This window comes from Sporosarcina sp. JAI121 (assembly GCF_013408665.1).
GTDB lineage: Bacteria > Bacillota > Bacilli > Bacillales_A > Planococcaceae > Sporosarcina.
On the sequence record NZ_JACCCL010000001.1, the window covers coordinates 2,306,094 to 2,331,886 of the forward strand.

Annotated in this window: 31 protein-coding genes and 1 pseudogene; 10 read left to right on the forward strand and 22 right to left on the reverse strand. The window is 39.7% G+C overall.

All coding sequences use genetic code 11. From position 1 onward, the window contains the following. Window positions 1-20 precede the first annotated feature (20 nt). Entirely contained in the window at window positions 21-818 is a 798-nt protein-coding gene (locus HDC33_RS10885; RefSeq protein ID WP_179392448.1) for an ABC transporter ATP-binding protein, read from the reverse strand. A 305-nt stretch (window positions 819-1,123) separates the two neighbouring features. Between HDC33_RS10885 and HDC33_RS10890 the strand changes: the two genes are divergently transcribed. The 3 genes from HDC33_RS10890 (at window position 1,124) to yyaC (ending at window position 3,400) form a co-directional block, all read left to right on the forward strand. Continuing rightward, entirely contained in the window at window positions 1,124-2,029 is a 906-nt protein-coding gene (locus HDC33_RS10890; protein WP_179392449.1) for an AEC family transporter, read from the forward strand. Window positions 2,030-2,095: 66 nt separating this feature from the next. After that, window positions 2,096-2,545 carry a YusW family protein gene (locus tag HDC33_RS10895; RefSeq protein WP_179392450.1) on the forward strand — a complete coding sequence of 150 codons (450 nt, stop codon included), beginning with the start codon at window positions 2,096-2,098 and terminating at the stop codon, window positions 2,543-2,545. A 243-nt stretch (window positions 2,546-2,788) separates the two neighbouring features. Further along, complete coding sequence (gene yyaC / locus HDC33_RS10900) at window positions 2,789-3,400, forward strand: spore protease YyaC (protein ID WP_179392451.1); 612 nt, start codon at window positions 2,789-2,791, stop codon at window positions 3,398-3,400. 18 nt (window positions 3,401-3,418) lie between these two features. Here yyaC and HDC33_RS16895 read toward each other — a convergent pair. The 5 genes and pseudogenes from HDC33_RS16895 to HDC33_RS16645 form a co-directional block, all read right to left on the reverse strand. Continuing rightward, window positions 3,419-4,417 (reverse strand): annotated as a pseudogene (locus tag HDC33_RS16895) (CitMHS family transporter); the annotation flags it as partial. Between the two features lie 767 nt (window positions 4,418-5,184). After that, window positions 5,185-5,889, reverse strand: coding sequence for a response regulator (locus HDC33_RS10910; RefSeq protein ID WP_179392452.1), 705 nt, complete (start codon window positions 5,887-5,889; stop codon window positions 5,185-5,187). 2 nt (window positions 5,890-5,891) lie between these two features. Further along, window positions 5,892-6,593, reverse strand: coding sequence for a sensor histidine kinase (locus HDC33_RS16635; protein WP_255457340.1), 702 nt, complete (start codon window positions 6,591-6,593; stop codon window positions 5,892-5,894). Between the two features lie 4 nt (window positions 6,594-6,597). Next, on the reverse strand, window positions 6,598-7,266 hold the full coding sequence (locus HDC33_RS16640; protein WP_255457341.1) for a sensor histidine kinase: 669 nt from the start codon (window positions 7,264-7,266) through the stop codon (window positions 6,598-6,600). After that, the gene (locus HDC33_RS16645) at window positions 7,184-7,477 is read right to left on the reverse strand and encodes a hypothetical protein (RefSeq protein WP_255457342.1); all 294 of its coding nucleotides are present in this window, start codon (window positions 7,475-7,477) and stop codon (window positions 7,184-7,186) included. The genes HDC33_RS16640 and HDC33_RS16645 overlap by 83 nt, the downstream gene beginning before the upstream one ends. 401 nt (window positions 7,478-7,878) lie before the next feature. On the opposite strand from HDC33_RS16645, the gene pssA reads away from it, so the two are divergent. Together pssA and HDC33_RS10925 are read left to right on the forward strand one after the other, a co-directional pair. Next, window positions 7,879-8,412: a CDP-diacylglycerol--serine O-phosphatidyltransferase gene (gene pssA / locus HDC33_RS10920; RefSeq protein ID WP_179392453.1), complete on the forward strand. Its 534-nt coding sequence runs from the start codon at window positions 7,879-7,881 to the stop codon at window positions 8,410-8,412. A 21-nt stretch (window positions 8,413-8,433) separates the two neighbouring features. Then, entirely contained in the window at window positions 8,434-9,210 is a 777-nt protein-coding gene (locus HDC33_RS10925; RefSeq protein WP_179392454.1) for a phosphatidylserine decarboxylase, read from the forward strand. A gap of 62 nt (window positions 9,211-9,272) precedes the next feature. On the opposite strand, the gene HDC33_RS10930 is transcribed toward HDC33_RS10925, so the two are convergent. From HDC33_RS10930 to HDC33_RS10960, 7 genes are all read right to left on the reverse strand, one after another. Further along, window positions 9,273-10,709, reverse strand: a complete 1,437-nt coding sequence (locus HDC33_RS10930) for a DEAD/DEAH box helicase (protein WP_179392455.1) — start codon at window positions 10,707-10,709, stop codon at window positions 9,273-9,275. A 282-nt stretch (window positions 10,710-10,991) separates the two neighbouring features. Next, entirely contained in the window at window positions 10,992-11,684 is a 693-nt protein-coding gene (locus tag HDC33_RS10935) for an ABC transporter ATP-binding protein (RefSeq protein ID WP_179392456.1), read from the reverse strand. A 3-nt stretch (window positions 11,685-11,687) separates the two neighbouring features. Then, complete coding sequence (locus tag HDC33_RS10940) at window positions 11,688-12,755, reverse strand: ABC transporter permease (protein WP_179392457.1); 1,068 nt, start codon at window positions 12,753-12,755, stop codon at window positions 11,688-11,690. A 174-nt stretch (window positions 12,756-12,929) separates the two neighbouring features. Then, a complete protein-coding gene (locus HDC33_RS10945; protein ID WP_179392458.1) occupies window positions 12,930-13,343 on the reverse strand; it encodes a pyridoxamine 5'-phosphate oxidase family protein in 414 nt (137 codons plus the stop codon). Between the two features lie 159 nt (window positions 13,344-13,502). Beyond that, complete coding sequence (locus HDC33_RS10950; protein ID WP_179392459.1) at window positions 13,503-14,072, reverse strand: manganese catalase family protein; 570 nt, start codon at window positions 14,070-14,072, stop codon at window positions 13,503-13,505. A gap of 15 nt (window positions 14,073-14,087) precedes the next feature. Further along, the gene (locus HDC33_RS10955; protein WP_179392460.1) at window positions 14,088-14,354 is read right to left on the reverse strand and encodes a spore coat protein CotJB; all 267 of its coding nucleotides are present in this window, start codon (window positions 14,352-14,354) and stop codon (window positions 14,088-14,090) included. Beyond that, entirely contained in the window at window positions 14,351-14,569 is a 219-nt protein-coding gene (locus HDC33_RS10960) for a spore coat associated protein CotJA (RefSeq protein ID WP_179392461.1), read from the reverse strand. Before HDC33_RS10960 ends, HDC33_RS10955 begins: the two co-directional genes overlap by 4 nt. Before the next feature lie 129 nt (window positions 14,570-14,698). Here HDC33_RS10960 and HDC33_RS10965 point away from each other — a divergent pair, with 129 nt between their 5' ends. After that, a complete protein-coding gene (locus HDC33_RS10965) occupies window positions 14,699-15,508 on the forward strand; it encodes a DUF2935 domain-containing protein (protein ID WP_179392462.1) in 810 nt (269 codons plus the stop codon). Between the two features lie 91 nt (window positions 15,509-15,599). On the opposite strand, the gene corA is transcribed toward HDC33_RS10965, so the two are convergent. Continuing rightward, window positions 15,600-16,562 (reverse strand): magnesium/cobalt transporter CorA, encoded by a 963-nt coding sequence (gene corA / locus HDC33_RS10970; protein ID WP_370457439.1) that lies wholly within the window; start codon window positions 16,560-16,562, stop codon window positions 15,600-15,602. 504 nt (window positions 16,563-17,066) lie between these two features. On the opposite strand from corA, the gene HDC33_RS10975 reads away from it, so the two are divergent. After that, entirely contained in the window at window positions 17,067-17,393 is a 327-nt protein-coding gene (locus HDC33_RS10975; protein WP_179392463.1) for a DUF5658 family protein, read from the forward strand. A gap of 89 nt (window positions 17,394-17,482) precedes the next feature. Here HDC33_RS10975 and HDC33_RS10980 read toward each other — a convergent pair whose 3' ends face one another. Together HDC33_RS10980 and HDC33_RS16395 are read right to left on the reverse strand one after the other, a co-directional pair. Beyond that, window positions 17,483-17,800 (reverse strand): spore coat protein, encoded by a 318-nt coding sequence (locus HDC33_RS10980; protein ID WP_179392464.1) that lies wholly within the window; start codon window positions 17,798-17,800, stop codon window positions 17,483-17,485. Next, window positions 17,797-18,375 carry a hypothetical protein gene (locus HDC33_RS16395; RefSeq protein WP_218843196.1) on the reverse strand — a complete coding sequence of 193 codons (579 nt, stop codon included), beginning with the start codon at window positions 18,373-18,375 and terminating at the stop codon, window positions 17,797-17,799. Before HDC33_RS16395 ends, HDC33_RS10980 begins: the two co-directional genes overlap by 4 nt. 181 nt (window positions 18,376-18,556) lie before the next feature. On the opposite strand from HDC33_RS16395, the gene HDC33_RS10990 reads away from it, so the two are divergent. Beyond that, window positions 18,557-19,180 carry a YIP1 family protein gene (locus HDC33_RS10990; protein WP_179392465.1) on the forward strand — a complete coding sequence of 208 codons (624 nt, stop codon included), beginning with the start codon at window positions 18,557-18,559 and terminating at the stop codon, window positions 19,178-19,180. Window positions 19,181-19,197: 17 nt separating this feature from the next. Here HDC33_RS10990 and HDC33_RS10995 read toward each other — a convergent pair whose 3' ends face one another. Further along, window positions 19,198-20,124: an AEC family transporter gene (locus HDC33_RS10995; protein ID WP_179392466.1), complete on the reverse strand. Its 927-nt coding sequence runs from the start codon at window positions 20,122-20,124 to the stop codon at window positions 19,198-19,200. A gap of 573 nt (window positions 20,125-20,697) precedes the next feature. Here HDC33_RS10995 and HDC33_RS11000 point away from each other — a divergent pair. Further along, a complete protein-coding gene (locus HDC33_RS11000; protein ID WP_179392467.1) occupies window positions 20,698-21,180 on the forward strand; it encodes a DUF948 domain-containing protein in 483 nt (160 codons plus the stop codon). A gap of 23 nt (window positions 21,181-21,203) precedes the next feature. Beyond that, window positions 21,204-21,653: a DUF948 domain-containing protein gene (locus HDC33_RS11005; RefSeq protein ID WP_179392468.1), complete on the forward strand. Its 450-nt coding sequence runs from the start codon at window positions 21,204-21,206 to the stop codon at window positions 21,651-21,653. A 47-nt stretch (window positions 21,654-21,700) separates the two neighbouring features. On the opposite strand, the gene HDC33_RS11010 is transcribed toward HDC33_RS11005, so the two are convergent. The 5 genes from HDC33_RS11010 to HDC33_RS11030 form a co-directional block, all read right to left on the reverse strand. Further along, window positions 21,701-22,255, reverse strand: a complete 555-nt coding sequence (locus tag HDC33_RS11010; protein WP_179392469.1) for a DUF948 domain-containing protein — start codon at window positions 22,253-22,255, stop codon at window positions 21,701-21,703. 14 nt (window positions 22,256-22,269) lie between these two features. Beyond that, on the reverse strand, window positions 22,270-22,701 hold the full coding sequence (locus HDC33_RS11015) for a DUF948 domain-containing protein (RefSeq protein WP_179392470.1): 432 nt from the start codon (window positions 22,699-22,701) through the stop codon (window positions 22,270-22,272). Between the two features lie 425 nt (window positions 22,702-23,126). Continuing rightward, a complete protein-coding gene (locus HDC33_RS11020; RefSeq protein WP_179392471.1) occupies window positions 23,127-23,672 on the reverse strand; it encodes a hypothetical protein in 546 nt (181 codons plus the stop codon). Window positions 23,673-23,756: 84 nt separating this feature from the next. After that, the gene (locus HDC33_RS11025) at window positions 23,757-24,512 is read right to left on the reverse strand and encodes an NRDE family protein (protein WP_179392472.1); all 756 of its coding nucleotides are present in this window, start codon (window positions 24,510-24,512) and stop codon (window positions 23,757-23,759) included. A gap of 188 nt (window positions 24,513-24,700) precedes the next feature. Beyond that, window positions 24,701-25,222 carry a 5' nucleotidase, NT5C type gene (locus HDC33_RS11030; RefSeq protein WP_179392473.1) on the reverse strand — a complete coding sequence of 174 codons (522 nt, stop codon included), beginning with the start codon at window positions 25,220-25,222 and terminating at the stop codon, window positions 24,701-24,703. Window positions 25,223-25,793: the final 571 nt, after the last annotated feature.

Sequence of the window (25,793 nt, forward strand, 5' to 3'; positions counted from 1 at the left end):
TTTTGTGAACGGTTGCCGGATTACTTTAGTGCTTCACTCCTGTTCACTACTAACCAAGGTCTAGCCCCTCTCCACTGGACCTTGACAGCAATCCGATATGTTTCGCTCAACAGATTATCACTAACCACTTCTTCTTTTGGTCCCCCCGCAACGACTTTTCCTTCTTTAAGTAGAAGAACATGCGATATCCCTGGAACAAGCTCTTCAATATGATGGGTTACGTACACAATATGACATCCATTCCCCATTACGTCATTGAGTGATTGCAGGAACTGTTCTCGGGATAAAATATCCAATCCTGAACATGGTTCATCCAGTACAAGCATTTTAGGGTCGCTCATTAAGGCACGGGCGATGAGCACTCTTCTTTTTTCTCCTTCGGATAGTAGCTGATATGGCTTTCCTATCAAATATGACAGATGCAAACTTTCAAGTAATAAGTGCGCTTTTTTCCAATCCTCTTTCTCCACTTGCTCATAAATGCCGAAACTTGCAAACTTCCCGCTTACTACGACTCTTTCTATCTTTTCTTTATTGAAATACTCCGCAAAGCGATCCAAGGAACTACTGACAAAACCGATTTCTTTTCGCAATTTTGGTAAATTGGTCTTTCCAAATAGATTCCCAAGTACTGAAACTTCACCGCTTGAAGGGAAATGAAACCCGGACATGATATTAAGCAGGGATGTTTTCCCCGACCCATTCAAGCCAAGTATTCCCCAATGCTCATTTTTTTGAATAGACCAATTGATGCCATGTAAGATTTCCCGGTCGCCTCTTCGAAGCATTACATCCCTAAAAGAAACAATTTCCTTCATACTTATATATCCTCACTTTCACAATTAAAGTGGCTGATTTTTTTCATCATACCACTTCATAAAAAAACATGCTCTTCAAATCATATTTCTCTTCCACAGAAATTTAGTAACATATATTCTGTAGTTTTTGATGTTCACTATAATTGCGAACACAAAATAACGGTTGATTTTATCCCCAAACCGATTCGATAATCAGTGGAGTATTCATTCTTATTTCAAATAATGCAAAGTTATATAGTTTAATAGTTGAATAGTCCGAATTCTGCTATGCTAGTAACAGGACATATTGTTGGAGATGAGCCATAATGAATTTAATTTTGATTATATTACCGGTATTTATCATTTTTTTCATTGGATACATCGGACAGAAATTAATAGGTTTTGATATCAAATCAATTTCGACAGCGGCCCTTTACCTAATGTCGCCCTTTCTAGCATTCCGGACATTCTACACAAATGAATTGACGATGGACTATCTTTACATTGTGTTATTCAGCATACTACTTACAATCATCCTTCTTGTTGTCGTTTGGATTACTTCTTTAATTATGAAAGCAACGCGGCCACAGCTGTCAGCGATGATTCTTGGTGGTGTATTCATGAATAGCGGGAACTACGGAGCACCGGTTGTTCTATTTGCATTCGGGGCTGTCGGATTTGACTATGCGGTGATCATGATGGTTTTTCAGTCGTTGCTAATGAATACAGTCGGTATCTTCTTTGCGTCCATCGGCGGTGAAGAGAAGGCAACTTTAGGGCAGTCATTCCAGCGCGTAATCCGTATGCCGCTTATTTATGCCGCCATGTTAGGCATTGGTCTTCAATTAGTTTCAGTACCTATACCAACAGCATTAATGGAAGGGATCAGTCTTGTGGCAGATGCATCCATTCCGACTGTCATGCTTGTACTCGGTATGCAGCTTGCAGTTATTTCTAAAAAGAGAGTGGCATACCGTTATGTATCCGCGGTCAGTGTCATCAGAATGGTGGCTTCTCCTTTGATTGCGGTGGGAATTTTGTATTTCATGCCGGTGAACGACCTGCTTAAAGCCGTTATTATTGTACAAGCGTCAATGCCCGCCGCGGCAAATACGACGATGTTCGCATTGCAATTTGGGACGGAACCTGATCTTGTATCATTTACGACATTTATCACCACGCTGATTAGTATCATCACCATTCCCGTTGTCCTGTTCTTCTTAGGCGTATAACTTTCCCCTTCCGCGGTTAGATTGAGTATAGTCTGATTTTACGAACGCCCGGAAAGGATGACCAACATGGAAAAGAGACCCATCAAGCTACTAATCGCACTGATTGCTTCTTTAGTATTGATTATAGGCTGCAGCAATAGGAATTTGGTGACAAAAGCGGAGACCGAAACGGATACAACGAAGGAATCCATTGGTGACGCATACGGCTTTACTTTGTTTGATTTGACGATTGATACAAAAGAAATGAAGGATGCGCTTGTCGTCAATTACAATGAAAAAAGTGATAAAACGGAAGCAATCTATGAAAATAAAATGGAGGATTCCTACTTGCATGGCAACAAAGCGATGGATAAACTCGAAAAGATTTTCAACGAACTTTCGCTTGAGGCGGATATGGATGCCGAAGATATGATCAAGAAAGCATCAGAGTCATTCGAGGTCATTGATTATACAACATTGAAATTGAAAGTGAAGTTTAAAGGTCATGACATCAAAGAATTGATGATGACGAAGTAACTGCTATCTATAAGGTGAGGATTTCCTTCAAATACGCTTTGACGATTTTGGAATGCCTTCCATTCTTCAACTTAATTGGAAACTGTGCGACGGATTGACTAAACTGTACGACAGGTTGAATGAACTGTACGAAAGAATAAACATTAGTTAAAGTTCTAGTTCATAATCAGTTAATAAAACTTCCAATTATCTAATTTGTCTGTTAATATTGCATAAAAGCAATCTATGAAGGGGGCTCGCCGGTTGTTTCCTTTTAAGAACAGAAAAACAGTGCGTGTAAAAGAGGATAAGTTGTATTACAGTTATTCATCAGAATCCTCGACGAAAGAAGATATGGATGAAATGTCCTTTCTGCTCACGACATTATGCAAGTCGTATAACAGAGAAATCATTTTTTTGTGTATCGGTTCAGATCGATCTACAGGTGAATCATTCGGACCCTTTGTTGGAACGATGTTAAAGGAAAATCATTTTCCTCATCATGTCTTTGGAACAATTGCAGATCCTGTTCACGCACTGAATTTGAATCTAGTATTGAAAGAAATCGATAACCGGTTTTCAGAACCAATCATTTTCGGCGTTGATGCCTGTTTGGGCGATAGTCATCAGATTGGTTCCATTCTATTAAAAGAGGGCCCCCTCATTCCTGGATGCGCCATCAATAACCTTCTACCCGAACTGGGCAACTATCATTTAAAAGCAGTTGTAAATCATTTGGATTGTATCACCCCCGTCAGCTCATTGAATACAACACGTTTAGATACGGTCCTGACTCTTGCAAAAATCACTTCTACTATTATATTGAATTCAGCAAAAAACAAATCCAATGCAAAAATGACGGCGAATCATTATTGATTCGCCGTCATTTTCATTTCAACCTATTGTAATAACACCTAACACCAATGCTGCTACGGTCATAACGACTACAGTTCCGAATGTCCACTTCAGAGCAAAACGTTGGAGATCACCAAACTCCGTTTCCACTAAGCCAATCAATAAATGAGCCGCCGTAACTAGAGGGCTTAGCACGTGAATCGGCTGGCCTAGCAATGACGCCCGCCCAATTTCTACAGCGCTTACTCCATAGGCTTCCCCAGCTTGTGCCAAAATGGGTAACACACCGAAGTAAAAGGCGTTATTTGACATGAAGAAAGTGAATGGTGCACTTTAGAATGCTACGATTATCGCCAAATAAGGACCGAGTGCATCGGGAATAATCATAACCATTGTTTTCGCCATCTCATCAATCATTTCCGTACCACTCATGATCCCGGAAAAGATACCTGCTGCAATTACAATAGAGACAACCGCCAATGCATTTTTCGAATGGACTGCGATACGTTCTTGCTACTGTTTCAATTCTGGATAGTTGACGAGCAATGCAATTGCAAAAGCAATCATAAAGAGAATAGCCAATGACATGAAGTCTATGATCAAACAAGCCATTAGGACAATCGTCAATGTAAAGTTGAACCAAGCGAGTTTCGGACGGCGATAATCGGGGGCTTCGGCAGTTGCCGCCAATTCCAGATCCGCTTCGTGTTGTTTTGCAACAGATTTTTTAATGGGTTCAAGTTCAATAACTCCTAATCTTTTGCGCTCCATCTTTCCTAACATAAACGCGGAAATCAGTACCCAAATCAGACCGAATCCCATAACTGGAATCATCGGGATGAACAATTCCGATGATTCCAGTCCTAACGATGCCATCGCCATAGCAGAGGCACCGCCCCATGGTGTCATATTCATGACACCCATCGCTGTTGTAGCCAATACCAACCGATTCATACCAAGCCGTTTATATAAAGGCAGCAATGCAGAGACAGTGATGATATAAGTCGTCGTCCCATCGCCTTGATAGAATATTATCAGTAATTAGAACAAAGGAATAGATAATGATCGTAATGACTATTTTTTTATTGTTTGACTTATTTTCGTATTTTTCACGGAAGCTATAGATTACATCATATAAATACAACTAAACAATTTTGTGTAATACAGCCATTCCCTCTAAATAGTAGGTGGTTGTTTTTTAAATGTACTGACTTAAAGCAGTTAATAATTTTAATTAGGTTTTGTCAGATGCTTTTTAAATACTGTTAAAGTTAAGTTTATTGGAATATTATTCATTACGAAATACGTCACTATTATCGCGCATTTGCAACTATAAAACATGCTATTCTTCTAATAGGAAATTAATGATTTTTAACTACTATGGTTGGTTAGCCATTGACATTTAATTTCCGTTAGAGCGCCTATTTAATTATTGGCGCTCTTTTATTATGTCGAATTCTGCTTATGCACCCTATTAAAGAACAAGCCGGTTACCCACATGTTGTATTCCCTCTTCGAATAGGCAGATTTCTTACAACCACACAGGTTAAAGGTAGTTCAATTATCCCCATTCCTAACAATAACGCATCCATTTTAAATGTAATGTCTTTATTCACCAGGCCATCGCCTTAACAATCCTAGAAAAGACTTGCCCCGTTCATCGTCAAAAGATAATACATGCCCTTCCTCCGTTTTTAGTAATTACTTTGAAACAAAACGTCTTGCATACCGCAACTGCTGTCATTTAATAGCTCAAAATGTAAAAACGATTGACCTGTCGCAAATATCGACTGATCAATCGTTTTTTAGCGGGTTGCCCGTTTATATTTTCTCTCTGGTCTTCCAACACTTCCATATAATATTTCGATTTCCACTTCTTCAAGAGAAACGAGATATTCCAAATATCTGCGCATTGTTGAATAACTAATTCCAGCCAGTTGACCGAGTTCGTCTGCACTTAGACTTCCATCGATATCCTTAATCTTACTTCTGACTAGTTTCAGTGTATGTTTGTCAATTCCATTGGGGTATGTCTCATTTTTAGATCCAGCAACTGCCTGCGTCTTATTGTTCGATCGAAATAAATCATCTATGTTGTTCTGATTAACTAATTGATTTTGGTGAAATTGCCCCCTAACAACGTCATATTGCTTCAGCGTAGCAATAAGCTTGTCGATTATTATGGGCTTTATCAGATAACCGAAAGCACCGCCGCGGATTGCTTCACTGACCGTTTCTGTGTCGTTTGCGGCAGTGATCATAATAACATCAATGCCACGATACTCTTTCCGGATTTCCCGAAGAAGTTCAATTCCATTCATATCTGGTAAATAGACATCTAATAATAGCAGTTGGGGTTGTATCACTTTCAATAATTGCAAAGCCTGTCCGCCTGAACTTGCTGTTGCAATTACATTAAAATGTTTGATTTGATTGGTGAACTGCTTATAGATATTTGCCGCGTCTTCATCATCTTCAATGATAATGACATTAATAGTTTCAGTAGACATTTTCACACATCCTTTTTAGTCCAACTCTCTAGTGGAATAACGATTGTAAATCTCGCCCCGCCTAACTCACTTGTATCGACATAGATTTGACCATTCAATAATCCGATTGCGTTTTTCACAATCGCTAAACCGATCCCATGATTCCCACCATTTTTTGTCGTGTAGCCATCCAGGAAGATAACATCTTCCATCGCCATTGGTATTCCCGCTCCGTTATCTTCAATATCAAAAATGATTTCATTGCCCAAATCTGTAAACGAAACATTAACCATCCCTTTGTTTCCATTCTTTGCTCTTGCAGCTTCCATCGCATTTTCAATGACATTGCCAATGATGGGAACGAAGTGATTCGATTTTGCATTATCTGAAACACTGTCCAAACGGCTTTCAGGATCAATGTCCAAACGTACTTGTAATTCCATGGAACGGTTTACTTTACCAAGTAAACAAGCTGCAATCAAAGGATCTTTTACTGACGATATGAGAAATGAAATGATTTCTTGACGTTCACTAACTTCTGAAGAAACAATTTCAATGGCACGATCATACTCTTTTAACATAAGCAATCCATATATCGTGTTTAATTTATTTAGGAACTCATGGTTTTGGGCACGCATGTTTTCAGAGAACGTTTTTTTTTTCGAAAACTCTTCCGTCAATTGTTCAATTTCTGATACGTTCCGTATTGTTATAACAATTCCCATTACATCATCTGCCAGTACGATTGGAGATGTATCTAAAAATATAAAGTTGTTGACTAAATAACAGCTTTTTATTGATATCGCTATCCTTTGTTTTGATGACATTATCGATATACTTTTTCAAATCAATATCTGTAATAACTGAGCCGACCGCAAGTTGCTGATTGTCGAATAATTCACGTGCGCGCTTATTCATTGAGGTAATTTCTTTTTCAATATTAACAGTAATTGTGGCGTCACGAATTGATTCGAGGGTCGCTTCTTTTTCTGTAAAGAGGAACGAAATTTCCTGTGGTTCCAAACCAAAAATAAGTTTTTTCAACCTTCTTGCTATCAATATTGCTCCGATTATCCCTACAATGAGTGGAATAATCGCCAATTGTATGATGCGTTTTCTGTAATTTAGCACTTGCTGCTCGATATTATTCACTAAAAAACCGACGGATGAAACACCGATAACTTTCCCTTTCTCATTCCAAACGGGTGTCTTCGCTTTAATAGCGGGTCCAGATACCCCGCTCCCCCGATAAATGACGGACTGATGCATATGCAACACAGGATCATTACCCGTAGCTGTTGGTTTACCTATGTTTTCAGGATTGGGATGAGAATAACGCAGTCCTTTGTCGCTGGCGACGGTAATCTGCACCCGTTGTTCGGCGAATTGTTTCAGCAATCGGCTGGATGATCTGCGACGGTTTCTCTTCGTTAAATGCTTGAATTATCGCTGGATGTTGGGCCGTTAATTTCGCTACTGTCATCGCTTGCTTTCCCATATAGTTTTCTACAATATCGTCAATCATTATATAAAAAAGAATGCTTACCAGTAATGTACTGATCAAAACAACGATGGTTATAAGTGATGTTATTTGAGTTAACAAAGTCATTCGGGATTTTTTCACTGATCTGCCCAACCGTTCAATTCACACCTTTACGTTTACCTTTATTCTAACGGGTTATCCTTTTGTATCACCTGCCAGCTATTTCTTACTTTTATCATACATCCATTGTCGATGAAGTGCCCACGCTGGAGCAAAGAAAATGCAGAATAGAATTGCGAGTCGATCGTTATTCAAGTATAATAACTATTTAACGAATATGAATTATGCCGATTTCTTATTTGAAAATCATTGCACTCGGGCTCATTACATTTTCATATTTTATTTGAATTATGTTATATTTAACGGTTTCCATGAGAGTAATCATGGTATCATTATATTTTCATATAGTTCGGATCATTGCAGTAGGTTATTAAATAAATTGTAAGTATATAAATAGGAGGGATATCATGTACTTACCTGGTTATTTTGAACATTCCAAAATTAAAGCGCAGTTGGCTAATGCAATTACATTGATGAATTTAAGTTTTGGCGTCTTTGCTATCATTCTTATATTAAAGGGCTTAGGTCATATGAGTTTATTATTTATTTTCCTTGCTGCGTTATTTGACCGTTTCGATGGCATGGTGGCAAGACATTACAACGCAGAATCCCACTTTGGCAAAGAGCTTGATTCGTTGTGTGATCTTGTTTCATTCGGATTGGCGCCTGCATTATTAATCTATGAAACGGCCATGTACCTAACACCTAAGCTTGGAATCATCGTTACTGTTTTTTATGTATTGGCAGGCGCAGTCCGTCTTGCGCGCTATAATTCAAATGAATTTGACGGTGCATTTTACGGGGTGCCGATTACTGCAGCGGGTGTTGCGATGACATTAAGCTATTTCCTCATCCCTTATTTGGGACCATTATTTTTTGTTGTTTTAATGTTGATTATGTCCGTATTGATGATTAGCAACATTCGCATTGCAAAGGTGTAAATGAAGATGTTGGGGGATAAAATGAAAAAAGTACTCTTTAAATCTTTTGTCGAGCTGACAGGAAACCCGGTTTCATCCGCTCTCTTAAAATCATTCACTAGCTCACGATTGAGCCGGCCGTTCATTCAGCCATTCAGCAATGCCTATCGCATTAATAATGAAGAAATGGAACACATGATTTCACACTATAAAAGTCTGCAAGCACTTTTCACACGCCGTCTGAAAGAGGGAATCCGTCAAGTGGATCCTTCGCCTAACGTGCTCACTTCACCAGTGGATGGCATTGTAAACGGAATGGGAAAAATAGCTGACGATCAAACTTTCCTAATTAAAGGCCACCAATATCGGATAAACGAAATTTTGGGCACTGAATCAAAGGCGGCCCCCTATAAAGATGGCACTTATTTTATCTTTTATCTTTCACCAAGTCATTATCACCATTTCCATTATCCTGTAACGGGTGAATTGGTTTCACGCTATGCGCTTGGCGGTGTTTCGTATCCTGTGAATAATTTAGGGTTACGTCTTGGACAGAGCCCCTTCTCTACGAACCATCGCCTCATTTCAGAAATTGAGACGGACTTTGGAAAAGTGGCGATTGTAAAAGTCGGTGCATTGAACGTCAATAGCATTCAACTCCTTACCTCTTCGAAAGAATGTGTGAAGGGCCACGATTTTGGTTATTTCAGTTTCGGCTCTACTGTTATTCTATTTCTGGAAAACAACCAGCACTTCACTCCGACAATTGAGTTAAATAACGAGGTACTGGTGGGGCAACCAGTCGGCTATTGGAAGTAACTGCAACTAAAAAGCAATTCCTGATCTGTGTAAACTGACCAGGAATTGCTTTTTTTGTACGATTATTTATTCGCTTTGTGCACTTTCAATAATTTTCCTTTAACCGTTGTCGTTTTCATTTCATTCAAAACCAGCTTGCCTTTGCCGTTTAGGATATCAATATATGTCACAGTATCCTGGATTTTGATGATGCCGATATCTTCTGCGGATACACCGGGAATTTTTGTAATTGTCCCAACAAAGTCAACGGCGCGAAGCTTTTTCTTTTTGCCGCCATTGAAATAGAGCTTCATGATATCTTTGTTCACCAATTCATTTTTGTTCTTTTTCAATTTCGGCAGACTTTCCAGCTTTTCCGTAAAAGCATCCATTGCTGCGGTAACCGCTACCTTTGAAGGAGCGGTGCGGTGTGGAATTTCAAAACCGATATACGCTTCGATTTCCTCGAGGATGTGACTTTCATTGGGCGTAACGAATGAAATCGCTTTTCCTTTTTTACCTGCACGTCCCGTTCTTCCTACTCTATGCACATAACTTTCAGTCTCCACAGGGAGGTCATAGTTGATAACATGCGTAATACTATCGATATCAATTCCTCGTGCAGCAACGTCTGTAGCTACCAAGTAACGGAATTCACCGCGCTTAAATTCATCCATGACGGCGAAACGGTCTTCCTGCATCATGCCGCCGTGTAGTTTGTCGCATGTGTAATGCATTTTTTCAAGCTGTTCAGTTACACTGTCGACATGATCTTTCGTTCTGCAGAAAATAATACAGCTATCCGGATTTTCAACGACAGTCACATCACGGAGCAAATCAAATTTTTGTTGCTCCCTCACAATGATTAGTGAATGGTCAATTTGATCCGTCAATGTAACAGTTGAAGCGATCTCAATTTTTTTTGGATCCTTCATGTACTTACTGCTCAGTTTCCCGATTTTTTCAGGAAGGGTAGCGGAGAAAAGCATTGTCGTTCTATTTTTAGGCAATTTAGTAATAATCGATTCGACTTGGTCGATAAAGCCCATATTCAGCATTTCATCCGCTTCGTCAAGAACGAGATAGTCGATTTTATCAAGTACAAGAGTACCCCTCTCAATATGGTCAAATACTCGCCCCGGTGTTCCGACAACTACGTGGCACTTTTGCTTCAATTCTTCTTTTTGATACGCAAAAGGGGATTTTCCGTAGACTGCCGCAGCTTTGATACGTTTAAAACGACCAATATTTGTAATGTCTTCTTTGACCTGATCTGCAAGTTCACGTGTCGGCGTTAAAATTAGTGCCTGTGGTTTATTTTCATCCCAGCTCACCATTTCACAGATTGGAATGCCAAACGCAGCCGTCTTTCCGCTCCCCGTCTGTGACTTAACAACCAAATCGGTTTTGGTAAGCGCCGCTGGAATTACTTTAACCTGCACTTCAGTAGGTGAAGAATAACCGAGCCCGTTCAGCGCCCGTGTAATCTCCTCGCTTAAGTTGTAATTTTTAAATGTCATTTCAAATCAGCCTCTCATTCTAAACGTATTATCTCACAAACAAGGCTTATTAGTCAGTTGAGGAAGTATTATGATTTTTAATATACTCGCTATATGACTCAAACTTACGGCGTTGAATAGTTGGATTCAATCTCCAAAGTTAAGAAAGCCAATCAATCCTTTTTGTCATCAAACGACCTGTTCATTCAGTCCCAAGTCACGAAAATGCTTAATTTCCCACTGCGCGTGATGCGGTGTTATCATATGTGCGCGGAACTTTCCGGAACCATATCATTAATTTTATCATTGATTTACTTTGCTTTTCTCGTCTTGCAACGTCAGCATACCATCAGTCATGTTATAGACCTTGTCACAATAGCCGACTAGACGAATATCATGCGTGACGACAATAGTCGTCGTGTTCTTATTCTTTGTTTCATTTTTTAGAAGTTCCATCACTTCATATGCACGATCGGAGTCAAGGGAAGCTGTCGGTTCATCTGCTAAAATAATGGATGGATTGCTGTATAGGGCTTTGGCGATTGCAACTCGCTGACGTTCTCCCCCCGACAGATCGGCCGGGTATTTTGTACGTAGATCACCAATGCCCAAGTCCTCATATAACTCTTCCAATTCTTTTTTTGTCATATTCCCTTTTTTCACTTGGTCCAGTAATTTCAACTGATTGGCCACTGTCAAAAATGGAACCAGGTTTGACGCCTGCAAGATGAATCCGATTTCTTTCAGCCGGATCTTTGAGCGTTGCTTCTCAATCAGCTCAGTCAAATTATTACCGTTGATGATTACATCTCCTGAAGTCGGAGATAGAAGACCGCCCACAATTGTAAGGAATGTACTTTTCCCCGAACCCGAAGGACCAATGATTGCGATCAGTTCTCCCCTATCAGCCTGGAAGTTGGTTTCTTTCATCGCTTCTACTTGCATATGGCCGCTACCGAACGTCTTTTTGACTTGTTTTAATTCTAAAACTACCATCAGTTACCCTCCTATCGCTTTCAATGGATCAATCCTAACAATGGTAAGAACTGAGAATACTGCGCCCGCTATAGCAACCACAATTAATACTAGACCATAGATAAGCATCGTTACGAGGTCAAATGCGACTGGTACTGCACTTGGTAAAAATGCACCCGTTATCAATGCCATTCCAAAACCGACGGCTACACCAATTGCGGCTAATATGAATGTCTGTGCAATGACCGAACGAGACAGATACCTGTTAGAGATACCTTGTGCCTTCATAACACCGAATATACTTACCTTTTGGACTGTCAAAACATATAAGAAAATCGCTACGATGACCGCTGAAATACCAAACAAGAAATATATCATGAAGTTTAATGTCAAATTCTGTTCCGTGTAGCCAGGCAAGTTCCGTATGAATGTTTCAATTTCAATCGCTTCCAGCGAATCATTTTGAACGAGATTAGATTGATCACCAGTGCGGATTACAATTCCATTTATGCTATCCTTATTCGCTTCTGCTGCTTCACCGAATTTAACCCGTTGGAAAGTAGAAAGGTCTCCATAAAGTACTGGCGCTGCATTAAATCGTGCGTGGTCTGTAAAACCTACTATTTTCAAGACTTCTTCCGAGGAGGATAAATGCAATTCGTCCCCTAATTTGAACCCTTCTTCTTTCAAGGAATCACTTGCAATGACCTCATTTGCATGAGAAAATATCTCGCCCTCCGTCACTGTTGGCATAATGAATTCATCTTTATAGATGCCAAAAATAGAAACGTTCGTTTTTTCATCACCGTTACCGGCGATTGCATTTATTTGACCGATTACAGCGATTTCCTTAGCATCGATGTCGTTGATATCTTCAAGCGTCATCGAAGATTGAGACATACTCTTATCGGATTCATCGGTTAAAATGATGGAAGTTGCTTTCCATTTGTCGACGGATTCCCGATTCATATTTTCCAAGCCGTTAGCAAGACCGGATAGAAAGAATACTAAATATGAAACGAGCATCAATACGCCTATGATTAACATAAAGCGCAATTTATTCTTTTTGATTTCATTCCAAGCTAAAAACATCACTTCACTCCCCTTTTTATATAGTAATATAGCATAGTTCTTCTTATACTAGCTTTGAAAACATTTTCACAAGTTTCCTATTGTAAAAAAATTAATATAGATGAACGATGCTGAATTGATTAGGTACAGCAAAGTAAAAGGTACTAGCTTCGAATGCCAGTACCTCACTTACGCTTAAAATTCAATTATATGTGGCTCTTCGCCCTTTTTATTCATTAAACGGATTGATTCTGGTTCCACTTTTAGAATGACGAGACTGGTGTCTTCCGGTCCACTGAACCACGGTTTCATATGCTCATTCCAAATTTTCTGTTTTAGGCTTTCGTCATCTGAAATGCTGACAGTTCCTTCAATTTCGAGATAGTCGTCTCCGAGACCTTTCCCATCGTAGCCGATTAATATGTGTGTGTAGGGATTCGTTTCAAGTTCATCCACCTTCTGTGTTTGTTTCGAGCTTGCTGTATAAAGCGTAAATTCATCACTGAAAAACGTCATGTACCGAGTATGCGGTTTGTTCTGTTGAACCGTCGCCATCGTGCCGACCGAGCTTTCCTTTAAAATCTTCAGTGCATTTTCTTTTGCATTCACAATAATCTACTCCTTTTTTTAACGTTGTTACAGTTTACCTCTTTAGGTGGGAACCTAAACACAATCGTCATTGTAGCAATGCCGATAAGTTTATCTATCGGATTACAGCACACAATAAAAGTTCCGCCTCCCAAATAATAAGGAAGACGGAATGGTAATTTAAAATATTTTTTTCCGGTCACGCTCATCTTTCAGTAATTCAACGGATTCACGGAATCGCAGCGAATGGATATTTTCCCTTTCCCGTAAAAAACGTAGGGAATCATTGATTAACGGATCGTCTGAAACATCGATAAGCCATTGATATGTCGCCCTCGCTTTTTCTTCAGCCGCGATATCCTCATACAAATCGGCAATCGGATCACCTTTCGCTTGAATATATGTCGCGGTGAACGGTACTCCGTTTGCATTTTCATAGAAGAGGTCGTGACCGTGGTTGACGAAATGTGCCCCGAGACCCGCTTCAACCAGCTGTTCGGGTGTTGCATCTTTCGTTAATTTGTAAATCATGGTTGCCAGCATTTCTAGATGGGAAAATTCCTCCGTTGCAATGTCGTTCAGCACGCCGATGACTTTACTTGGAACCGTATAGCGCTGATTCATATAACGAAGTGCGGCTGCCAGTTCGCCGTCTGCTCCTCCATATTGTTCCATAAGGTATTTCGCGAGTGTTGGATTACACGTGCCTACCTCAACTGGATACAACAGTTTTTTTTCATAAACCCACATTGCTTATCTCCCTCCTCATCGTTGCCATGGCCACGGTGTTGAATTCCAACGCCATCCAATTTCAAGTGCCTGTTCAGTAGGAACCGATGCAAGGGATAGGGGTCCATATCTGTTTTCGTATTGGCGCCGTACATGAGCTGCTTCTTTAATGGCTTCGCGCCATTGACCTAGCGCTTCTGCATCATCGGGATGAGTATCTGTGTACAATGTCAGCTCTACTACTACGAAATCCGCCTGCTGTACGCGTAACATCATCTCTCGTTCTTCTTCAAACGCGCTCATGAAATCCCCTCTTCCCGAGAAAATCCATCATCGAATAACGGCCAAAGTGTCCCGCGACGAAGTGCTTCTTCAGGAGAATATTGGGGAAGCCCCGGCTGTTGAAAATTCGTGAAAATTTGCGGTGGTAAAACAAAAGTCTTCACCCGGATAGGCGGACACGGGTCAAGCGGAGACACATATGGCTTATAACTTCCCCGGTATAGCGGACGGTCCAAATTTCATCACTCCTCGGAATATCATATGCAAGAATTGCCCATGTGACACAATTGTTGCTATCTGTCCGCTGTTCTCATAAACAGTGAGTTCGACTCATACGAATAATATAAGTAAGAGGAGGTCGTTTATTGAATAAATCGTTTCAGGAGGATGCACTCTTTGAGCTTCATTTTTGGTTGCAAATTCTAGGTGATCATGGCCGTTTCATCCATGATTCATTGGCGCCGAGTGAAGTTGAAAACATCAAAATTGCAAATGCATTCATCATAAAATTCGATCAACTTCTTACAACTTCTAAGAAGCAACTGGATAAACAACAGCTTTGTTCCCTTCTTCAAAATGCGAAACAGGCAAGCGAAGAAATCCGTACTTTCAAATTGATTTTGATTCAGGAACAACTAATAGGCACTATCAAAATCTCTCTACCCCCATCTTTCATTAACCATATGGTCAATGAGGTGGAAGAAGCGACTCGACTTTTTACCAGTCTGGAAAAAGGTCAGATGGCTCCGGCCGTCCACCCACTCCATCACGATTTGCTATGGTTATTAGATGCTGCTGGTCACGCTGGTGCCATTGACGCCAATCTAGATCATGTTGAAAAACCGCTACATGAGAAGAGCCGTAAATTCGCTAAGGATTGGGAAGACTTCTATTTGAAAGCTGTGGAACTTGCAGGCTTTCTAAGGACCCAGGTCATGAAATTTCCTGCATTAGAGAAATTTCATAATGACGTTCATTTGGAAATGATAATTTTCCAAGGTTTTTTGCATGAATTAGAAGAAATGAGACTGAATAAAGAAACGCTTGGAACGTTAACTCCACTTATGGCTGATCATATGGCTCGAGAAGAAAGTTATTATTTAATGAAATTGGCAGAAACAGCAGGCACTCCGCCCCCACCAAGCAACCCAGCGAAACCTCGTACTGAAATGTAAATGTTTCCAACCAGAAGAAAGGTGCCAGTATCCAACACGATGAAAAATCGTATTGGATACTGGCACCTTTTTCAACACCACTTTATGAGTTTTAAGATTTAAACATATTGAGCCAACCTTTATATTTGAACAGCGCCAACATAGCTACCCCGATTCCGATCATGACGCTTAAAACGATGAAGTAGCCCAAGCGCCAATGAAGCTCCGGCATGAAATCGAAGTTCATGCCATACACACCCGCGATGAATGTAAGGGGGATAAAAATCGAAGATACAATCGTCAGTATCATCATGATACGATTCATCTGATTGGAGTTAATGGATAATTGGCTGTCTCTAATATCTGTAGTTAGTTCCCGATTCGATTCAAGAATATCGCCGAGCCGTAACAGATTATCATAGATGTCACTAAAATAGGCTTGCTCATTTACGGTGAACGTCAGAGATTCGGAGCTAAGCATCCGGTATAAAAGCTCGCGCATCGGTACGATTGTTCTTCGTAAACGTAGCAAATTACTGCGTACGTCAAATACGGCGTCCATGGATAAATGGACCGTTGAGGGTGCAAGACTGTCTTCGATTTCATTCAGGTGGTCTTCAATTTTAAGAAGTACCGGAAAATAATCATCCACGACTTTATCGATTATTTGGTGTGCAACGAAAATATGACCTTGCTTCCACTTATTTGGATTCTCAATAATACGCTTCTTGGCATTTTCCAGCTCTGGAATTTCCGTGAAATGAAAGGTGATGACATAATTCATCCCCAGAAAAAGATTCAACTCTTCCGCTTTTAGATCATCATTGCATAGGGAATGCAGCACAAAAAAAGCATAATCGTCATAAAAATCCACTTTTGGTCTTTGAAGGCGATTCAAACAATCTTCTATGGTAAGTGGATGGAAATGAAAAAAAGAATCCAATAAAGCGGTTTCTTTTTCATCCGGCTGATCAAAATCAATCCAATACCACTTGAATGTTCGAGCATGAATCTCTGTTAGCGGGAAATCAAAAACCATTTTATTCTCTGCTGTAAGTCCTATCGTTCGGATCACGCGAACACCTTCTTTCTAACTCCAACGCCCATCATCGAAGACTGGACAAAGAACTCCCCGCAATACACGCTGATTAACAAACCCCACACTATACACTTTTCAAGATATTGAGGATATAAAAAAATCCCAATTAATCCGCTTCGGCGCTTAGGCATGCCTCCCGCAATAAGCCAGACAACTTCGTCGTCAGTCTTATTGCTCCGGCTATCCCTGTAAGGCGCCTTCGCTAATTCTCCTCAAGTATACTGAGTTCACTGAAATAGTCGACCATCATAGAATTGGACTAAAGAATGACCATACTAGACGCTTCGGCTACCACTCACCACAGATATGGCGACTTCGCTCAGTTTAATATCGTATTGATCTATTCAACATATATAGTATACGAGATAAAATTCATTCACCGCATCCTTTTTGCTTTTCTCAATAGGTTTTAAATTGTTACATACTTCCCATCCTAGTTGTATGTCGTTCACTATTGTCAGATAGGTGGGAGAACTTATAATGGATATAAAGCTACCGATTTTAAGCCGTCATAAACTATTCGCTTCGGGGGTTACCCTGTTATTGTTAGCCGCTGCTGATTCCTTATTCACCGATTTCGGTATTCAACAACGATATATAACAGAATCAAATCCACTCATGCGTTTTGTCTATGATCAAAGCGTTTTTGGATTCTATGCCATTAAAATCTGTCTGCCGTTTGTATTGTTGATTTTACTGGCGAAAATTGAAGCGAAAAGGTATTTACAGATTTTAATGGGATTTAGCCTTCTTCTATATAGTATCGTCTTATTTCAGCATTTTTTTTGGATTTCCTTGGTATTGTAAAATAAAAGTTATTGAATTTTATACAAACAACCTAAAAAGTAAATACCACTCAATCTGCGTAAATTGAGTGGTATTTACTTTTGCTTGTCTTATTTTAGCTCCTGCCTGTAATCGGTGTACTCCTGTTTAAGCGCTTCAACTTCCTCGGGGGCAGCCGGGATTAGCGAACTCCAGCCGTGTTGGAACTGTAATTCAAGCAACTTCTGATGTAGTAATGACGTTTCTTTCAGCAAGTCGAAATATAATGAATAGAACATCTTTTGCCCCACTTCATGCATTGCGGTTACATAGGCGATATCAAGGTTTTTTTCAGTTGCTAATGCAGCACTAAGCAAATCATGGTCAGTGACACCGGCCTTTTGTGAATGCGGCATTTTTGGGTTTTCAATTTTTTTAGAAGATGTCACTTAGCTTGACCTCCATTTTCCACCAGAAAACTTAGCAATTTATCGTACTGTGCTAAATGCATTTGACCCGCTTCCTCGAATTGACGCTTTAAATCTGGTAACTGACAGTTTTGAACGGCTTGCCGATATTGTTTCACCGCAAGTAAGTTCGCACTCAGCAAATTTTGCAAATAGCTTATGTGTAATGTGGATATCACTTTCGGGGGCTCTAGATAAGCGGGAGGCTCCTTTGCTGTATCTGTTGTTTTTGGTTGTGATTTTTGCCCTTGCGGTTGTTGTTCGGGTGCCTTTGCCTGTGCTGGTTGTTCCTTCTGGGACGGCTGTTCTCCCTGCGCCGATTGTTCTACCTGGGCCGATTGCTCTGACTGGGAAGGTTGTTCTGACTGGGCCGATTGCTCTGACTGGGCTAGCTCCGGCTTTGGTTGTTCTTGAATTTGTATGGATTGCGGTTGCTGTGCTGCCGATTCTTTTTTCTGTTCCTCTTGTTGAAGCTGTATTTGAATTTCAAGTTGCTGCAATTGTATTTGTAGTTGTTTTAGTTGCTGAAGCTGTTGTAGCGACTGTAAAGACTCCACACTCTCCGCTCCTTTCATGCAATTTGCATGTAGTATGATTCCAGTGATGGGAATTATACGATACTGGAGAATGTTTTCATGAGAAATGGAAATCGACAATACACAAACCATTTAAATATGTAAAAAACATAGAGTACTACAATTCCAGATGATGCGTATCATAGTAAAAAGGAGTAATTTAATGAATCCGTTTTTCTCGATTTGGACACAACCAAGCAAAACGATTCGCTATATTGTCGAGCACAAATCTATTTTGTATCCGCTCGTACTTATCTCCGCCTCTTCACTTGGAAGCAGTTTCATGGCATTTGCAGACACAGGTTTATTTGTTGATTTGTCATTATCGTCCACCATCACGCTTATTCTAGTTCTTAGTTTATTATCAGGACTCGCTGGATGGGGAATAGCGTCATTTGCGTATACTTGGTTCGGTAAATTGCTCGGTGGTACAGGAACACCGCAAAAAATGGCGCGTGCAATTGGAGCAAGTACAATACCCGCCATTTGGACAGCGCCTATTGGCATCATTGCTGTTTCCATATATGGCAAACAGCTTTTCGAAGCACCAAATAGTCTGTTTGGCACGAATATGGGTTTCTTTTTTTTCTTTTTGCAAACTTGGATCATAGTTGGGATATCTATTTTCGGGCTCATTATCCTTAGTAAAGGAATAGGGATTGTCCATAATTTTTCCGCATGGCGTGGATTCGGAACAATCATGTTGTTTACTGGTTTTATGTTTGTTATTTCAATCATTATTCTAGGTTCTCTATTTTCAATACTTTTATTTATTGGAGTGAAGTAACATACGTCATCAGAACATTAAACAAATAATATCGTTGATAAATAGACTACGAACGTCACCGTAATAGCGCTTAAAACAGTTGTAAAAAGAACTGTTTGTGCCGCCAGATTCGGATACACATCGTATTCCAAAGCGAGTGTCGAACTATTTCTTGAAGTCGGAAATGAACTAGCGATAAACAGCGACTGTGCTACAATACCATCCAGTCCGAAAACAAAGATTAGAAACAGTGAAACAGTCGGACCGATTATCAGTCTTCCTATGCTGCTAACGACAATCGTCCGATTAATGATTGTCCGAAATTGAATTTGTGCCAGTTGTGCCCCCAATAATAGAAGTGCGATTGCTAAAAATGCATCAGCCAGATGACTGATGGGAATCCAAATAAACTTCGGAATCGGGACTTGTAATGCGTTTAATAAACTCCCAAGAATCATTGCGTGGATGATGGGCATTTTCAAAAGTAACTTCAAGATTTCTAAACCGGACTTAGTCGCGGAAATCAAATTATACAATCCATATGTATACGTTAGAATATTTTGAAATACCATCACGATAATTTGGATGGATACGCCTAATGGATTAGCTTGAAATATCAACTGGCTGACCGGTATTCCATAATTCCCTGAATTAATCAAGGTAATGCCATTTTTAAAAATTGCCGATTCCCCTTTATTCAAACTTAATAATTTACTTAACATAGCAGTAACGACAATTAATAACAGACTGAAGGTCAGTAAATAACCGATTATTTCAAAGAGAACCTGGACTTCAATCTCAGTTTCATACAGATTGATGAAAACAGCAGCCGGCATGAGACAATACGTAATCAAATTCGAAATCCCCCGCAAATTAAAAGCGAATTTCCTTTGCAAACCTGCGCCTATTACTAATAGGAATAGAATTGGTAAGATAACATTCAAGAAGATGATTCCTATGAACATAAAAGTACTCCCCCCATTCATTTGATTCAAATTACAGAACTTATCTCATTGGAGTCTTCTTCCATTTATAAGTATATAGGAAAAAAGGTATCAGGTTATGAAACAAGTCCACTTGTTCCATAATCCGATACCTTTTTTAATGTCGAAAGTACAATTGGCTTGATGCGTTGTTTTTCCATAACTTCATATCTATCATGACAACCGAACAATCAAGATAAGGCTATTGCTAATCCTTACAACTTAATAGAAAACCGCTCATTCAAGGACCCACTTCATTTTTTTCATTTCAACAGTTTGGATATTTTATATACCTCCTTATCAAAGAGACATTCGTTAACAGGCTTTAGAGGGATAACCTATGTCCACCGGATACAGTCAGCGATAATAAGTGTATAATTAAAGAGGAACGAAGTGGCCGATTTTAAGTTGGTATTACTAGTGCAAGATTAACACCGTCCATCAAACACATACCACAATTGGCTTTCCAACTGTTGTATGTGTTTAGTTATGACTGTATAGTGGTACAAAATAGGTAAAGACAATTTACTAGTCTGGATGGGGGATGAAATGTGAATGGAAATACTTTTATACGTGAGCGCTATCATTGCGGCCTTATCCTTACTGCTCATTGCAGTTTTCGTTGTCATAACTTTGAAAAGCGCAAAACAGACGATGGGTGAAGTTTCTGAGACATTGAAACGGGTTGAGAAGAAACTTGGTGGCATTACTGAAAAGTCCGAGCAATTGATGGAAAAGACGAACCGGATTGCGGAAGATGCGGAAAACAAACTGCAAACCTTGAACAGCTTGTCACTTTCGGCGAAGAACCTTGGAGATTCCACTGATCATATGAACAAATCGATTCGTGCCATTTCAGATGAAGTCGCAGCACCTCCTGAAAAATATCGGGATCTTATGGAAAAAGCGACCGTTCTGACTGAAACAGCGGCACGTGTCTATTACCGCTTCCAACGCGAAAAACAGAAAACCGAATGGGATGAAGTTGAGGTTAAGCCCAAACGTTTGCCGATGCCGCAACAAAAGAATAGGTCATAAACTTGAAAACGGGGTGAGTGAATATGGATTGGTTAGGTATTGGTGTACTTATTATTGGAATCGCATTTGCTGTACTGGTCATTTTTCTTTTGAAACCGATTAAAAAGTTGTCGGATGTACTTGCAAGTCTCCAACAGACAACAGATCTTTTGCCCGAAGTTCTCGACGATGTTACACATCAAGCTTCGGACATACTTCAAACAAGCAATGCGACATTGGGCAATGTCAATGAACAAGTGAATGAAATAAGCCCGCTTTTCCATATCGTTGGGGATGCAGGTGAAGCTTCAAGAAAACTCACATCTGCCGCTCTTGATAAAACAAACACTTTAAAAGAACAGACCGGCAGTGCAAAAGAGTTTGTGAGACGTGAAAAGTATGAAGGTATCTACGGGCTTCTATCATTTGTATTCTTTCTTTCGCAAAGAAGAAAAGAGATCAAAGAAACAATACCAGTTACAAAACCGAGTTGAATAACATAAAAATCGTGTGGAAGGGATTCTATCCTTCCACACGATTTTTATGTTGCATCTTCACTGTTATATTTTCCACTTCTTGCAGCTTCTCTCGCTTCGGCTTTCATCCTATCAATATCAAATGTACGTTTTTCACCTTCCGTATACAAATTTCTAACACGCGTTGAGCGGGTTCCTTTCTTAGCTTCTTTGTTTTTTTGCATGGCATAAAATCCCAGAGCAGCCGTGCCGTATAAACCGCCCAACCTCCTATCCTGTTTATCGGGATCTGCTTCGTCCATCCTACCCTTTGCAGAAGCTGTCAAATCGACAAGCGATGATGACAATGTTCTTGTAGACTCGCCTACATCTCCAACGATATGGAACAAAGGCGTCAGTGTTCCCAGTTTTTCATTGACATCGGCAAGCGTATTATTACTGTTATGGATCAAGTTCCCCGTCTCATTTAAAATACTATCCAATTGATCCGGTAGCTGTTCAATTGTCTTGTCGACCCCATTTAATATAGAAGAAAAATTATTCAATACGCGTGCCACAAAAATAGCAAGCACCAGCAATGCGATACCTATCAGCAATACGCCGATTCCTGTCAAATTCATGTCCATCCCTCATTTCAAAATTGTTTTGATGAAGCACTCTTGCCGCGCTTCCAGGAATTGAATAGACCTGAAGCGAATTCAGAAAACTGAATGATTCGAACGAACGGTTTCGTCCCCGGCATCGAAGAATCTTCCGAATAGCGTTTTGTTCTTGCAGCTACTCCATTACTTATGAGTGACGTTGAATCCCCTACATGCTTCACTGTGTAGAAGATACTATTCAATGCAAGTGATTTTTCCTCGATGTCCGTTGCTGTTACATTCGTTTCTGTAATCGTTTGTTCCAATTCAATGACTGTCTTGTCTAGTTTTGATTCCATATTACTAACAGTTTGGCCGATGGTACCAATGACGCCTGATATTCGCAAAAGCAATTTAGCAATGAATACCGCAACGATTGCAAACGCGACCGCCATGATAAAAACGCCAATATGTACGAAAGTCATTTACTTTCAACTCCTCCCTACTCGTCTTATACCACTAATGCATAGTTTGTGAAACATAGATATCCCCAAAATTGAATTCTTTGTAGAGTTCCAGTTTTAAAATCAGTTTTACTTTCAGGGATTAAATACGGGTTTTTTCCAGTTATCCCTTCACTAATTCTGATCGTTTTTTCCGAGAAAACTATATCAGTCCTGCAAACCTGTAACCCCGACTTGGTCAGTACCATCTTTTCATATAAAAAACGAATGTATCAAAACCAGTTTGTTTTTTTCATTAAGTTCCTATACTTAGTGAACATATAATGAAGGTTGTTATAATTGAGTAGTGAGCCTCCCTCTCCTTGATTTGCAATATACCGCCCGCCATGTGTTTGGGTTACAGTTCGAGTGCGAACCCGAATTCACAGGTTCTCACACTAGACTCATCATTTCCACACAGTCATATACTTTTTACGGTATTTGACGTCTTCTTCTGTTTCAATCAATCCCATAGCTATTTTTTTAATTTCTTCATCTTTTAATACATCATATAAATTTTTCAAGCCTTGAATCATATCAAACCGAATTAACGTATAATTCTTTTCATCCACACCGTTTTGAAAACGATCCACTATATGATTAATTACCATTTCTTTTTGTTCCTTACCGGCTAAACCGACTTTCCATATCGATTGTAAGCTATGTCGGGCTGTAACAAATTTCGGGTTCTTTGTCACTTTCCATAACGCCGAAAAATCGCCTAGTATGCGTTTTTCAGGATCACTTTTCGCTAGGCCGGCTAGGAACTGAGCTGCCCTGGATCTTCGATGATTATCAGTATCTGTTAGCCATTCCTTTAATTCATCCCAAACTTCATAAGCCCAGTCCACTTCTTCTTTTGTAGCTGCAATAATATTATTAAATGCTTCAAGTTGCACGTCTTTGTCCTTTGCTTCCAGATTTGCAAAGTAGGATTGGATGACACTGTCCACTTTCTTCATCTCCCTATCAATTTATAGTTCTTTACTCTGTTGGTGTGATTGGTTCGTAAATGGTGTCGGTTAAAATAAAACAAATCACAAGACAAAACGTTTAACACCATTTAGTTCACCGTCGATAAAAGTGCGTTCGACGAAAGTAATACTTCGATCATGACCTATTAGCAATACTGTAGAAGAACGAGTTCCATAGGCAGGTGTTTTGATGAAGAGTGGTGACAGTTGGCGTTCAAGATCCAAGCCTACCCCAGTATTCGGCAATCGTGCATCCGGCGCAACATCAGCATCAGAAAGGATGTCAAAAAGAACATCTGTATTAACGATATCATGTTCCAATACATAATCCCGAAGCTTAGTTCTTCCCTTCACCACTTTTGGCCAAGCCGTGTTCAGAAACTGATTGCTCAAACTATGTGTTCCTGCGGATACATTCCTGATTTCCGCTTGCTTATTGGAATAGTAGTATAAAGAATCGGAATCCCCAACTAGAATATTGAATCCTGCATAATCATCTTTCTTCCTCTTCAACGTCTCAAGGTATTCTTCAGGCGACACAGTTTCTGATAGAAAGGTGGTGACGATATCACCGCGGGATTGTTTGTCGACACTGATCTCCCGCGGGTCCCGGTAATTCGTCAATGCAGCAAATCGCCCTGACTTTGTTATACCAAGCCAAGTTCCCATATGCAATAAATCACGTCCTGCCAATATATCAGGCTTGTCCGTCCAGAAATCCGCCGGGGCGGTCGATCGCTCATAAAACTCATCCCGATTCGCGGCTACAATCAATTTGTAAATCGGATGTTCGTTGTAATGAAAATTAATCAGGCACACATTTCAACACCCCTTCCCCTCCATTATACGCGGAACCAAATAAACGCGGTAATTTGCAAGACTATTCCTTCAAATTTCCGTATGTTAGACAGGAGATCATATAAAGGAGGAATTTCAATTGAAAGTTGCTTCACTTTGGAGATATCCTGTGAAATCAATGATGGGTGAAGAAATGAATGCTTGTGACATTACAGAAAATAGGCTTTAACTTCTTTCCAGTTGTTAACCCGCGTATATCCGGTTTCATTTACATTATGTGGCGCTGTAAATAGTATACCCTTCCCTTGAAATGCTTCTAAATTACTTGGCGTATCATCTAGCAAATAATCTGCAAGAATAATACTCTTATCTCCGCAAAACACGAAATTCTTTTCATTCAAAAAGCTGAAGTGTTTTTTCAACCATCGATATTTTGGAGCCAACGAAGCCGGAAACTCCATTGCGGCGGTTACGATATAAATTTCATAATAAGCACTCAATTCTTTTATGACTTTTTGACTGTCCTTTATCACTTCTAACTCCAAGAAAAACGATTCGTTCGCCAAATATTGGTCTACCTTCTTTTCAAATCTAGCATCTAACTCCATGAGTTTCTTTCCCTGTAAATGCTGATCCGTATATCTTTCTTGAAATTCTTCATTAAATAGTTCCAGACATTTAGCGCTGAAATATGATATGACTTCATCCATATCTATTGCGATTCGTTTCACAACATTTGCTCCTTTATAATTCATCAAATAATTTTTTTCTAGATAGTTGGTGGACTTGGACAAAATCAGCAGATGGTCAATAATTTATACGTTGTATTTCGCAGCATGTCTTACCATTCAACTACAACTTTCCTATAGTTCAAAGCACTCTATGAAGACATAGGCTACATGGTACTAATCGTAACATTGCAAGCAGTCAAACGTTAGTAATTCCGAAACATTATAGATTATTTTGCGAGCACATTTGATAAGATTTATCAGCGGGACTTATTTGAGTTCTTTCAAGATAATGAATGATTGCTAAAATGCTCGAAAGTAATTACCACAGCATTGATTGACATGGGTAGTAAAGGGTAAAAAAAAGAAAAATCCACGCTGCAACAACAATCACGCAAGGCATAGAGTAGTGCTAGTTCATATTTGCAATAATTCCCAATATCGTAAGGACAATCACAACTGGAATTAATGACATCACCTGCACGTATTTATTTTGTTAACAGTTTAAAAATCGTAGATCATATCTAATCCTTATCTTTTAGTATAGAGGTATTCTGTTTGAATCTAGAACGGA

What these genes read in the sequence shown, in the direction of transcription:
- HDC33_RS10885 (WP_179392448.1), bottom strand. Translation starts at nt 818, where the DNA reads ATGAAGGAAATTGTTTCTTTTAGGGATGTAATGCTTCGAAGAGGCGAC.
- HDC33_RS10890 (WP_179392449.1), top strand. Translation starts at nt 1,124, where the DNA reads ATGAATTTAATTTTGATTATATTACCGGTATTTATCATTTTTTTCATT.
- HDC33_RS10895 (WP_179392450.1), top strand. Translation starts at nt 2,096, where the DNA reads ATGGAAAAGAGACCCATCAAGCTACTAATCGCACTGATTGCTTCTTTA.
- HDC33_RS10910 (WP_179392452.1), bottom strand. Translation starts at nt 5,889, where the DNA reads ATGTCTACTGAAACTATTAATGTCATTATCATTGAAGATGATGAAGAC.
- HDC33_RS16635 (WP_255457340.1), bottom strand. Translation starts at nt 6,593, where the DNA reads ATGGGAATTGTTATAACAATACGGAACGTATCAGAAATTGAACAATTG.
- HDC33_RS16645 (WP_255457342.1), bottom strand. Translation starts at nt 7,477, where the DNA reads ATGACTTTGTTAACTCAAATAACATCACTTATAACCATCGTTGTTTTG.
- pssA (WP_179392453.1), top strand. Translation starts at nt 7,879, where the DNA reads ATGTACTTACCTGGTTATTTTGAACATTCCAAAATTAAAGCGCAGTTG.
- HDC33_RS10925 (WP_179392454.1), top strand. Translation starts at nt 8,434, where the DNA reads ATGAAAAAAGTACTCTTTAAATCTTTTGTCGAGCTGACAGGAAACCCG.
- HDC33_RS10930 (WP_179392455.1), bottom strand. Translation starts at nt 10,709, where the DNA reads ATGACATTTAAAAATTACAACTTAAGCGAGGAGATTACACGGGCGCTG.
- HDC33_RS10935 (WP_179392456.1), bottom strand. Translation starts at nt 11,684, where the DNA reads ATGGTAGTTTTAGAATTAAAACAAGTCAAAAAGACGTTCGGTAGCGGC.
- HDC33_RS10940 (WP_179392457.1), bottom strand. Translation starts at nt 12,755, where the DNA reads ATGTTTTTAGCTTGGAATGAAATCAAAAAGAATAAATTGCGCTTTATG.
- HDC33_RS10950 (WP_179392459.1), bottom strand. Translation starts at nt 14,072, where the DNA reads ATGTGGGTTTATGAAAAAAAACTGTTGTATCCAGTTGAGGTAGGCACG.
- HDC33_RS10955 (WP_179392460.1), bottom strand. Translation starts at nt 14,354, where the DNA reads ATGAGCGCGTTTGAAGAAGAACGAGAGATGATGTTACGCGTACAGCAG.
- HDC33_RS10975 (WP_179392463.1), top strand. Translation starts at nt 17,067, where the DNA reads ATGGATATAAAGCTACCGATTTTAAGCCGTCATAAACTATTCGCTTCG.
- HDC33_RS10990 (WP_179392465.1), top strand. Translation starts at nt 18,557, where the DNA reads ATGAATCCGTTTTTCTCGATTTGGACACAACCAAGCAAAACGATTCGC.
- HDC33_RS10995 (WP_179392466.1), bottom strand. Translation starts at nt 20,124, where the DNA reads ATGTTCATAGGAATCATCTTCTTGAATGTTATCTTACCAATTCTATTC.
- HDC33_RS11000 (WP_179392467.1), top strand. Translation starts at nt 20,698, where the DNA reads ATGGAAATACTTTTATACGTGAGCGCTATCATTGCGGCCTTATCCTTA.
- HDC33_RS11005 (WP_179392468.1), top strand. Translation starts at nt 21,204, where the DNA reads ATGGATTGGTTAGGTATTGGTGTACTTATTATTGGAATCGCATTTGCT.
- HDC33_RS11010 (WP_179392469.1), bottom strand. Translation starts at nt 22,255, where the DNA reads ATGAATTTGACAGGAATCGGCGTATTGCTGATAGGTATCGCATTGCTG.
- HDC33_RS11015 (WP_179392470.1), bottom strand. Translation starts at nt 22,701, where the DNA reads ATGACTTTCGTACATATTGGCGTTTTTATCATGGCGGTCGCGTTTGCA.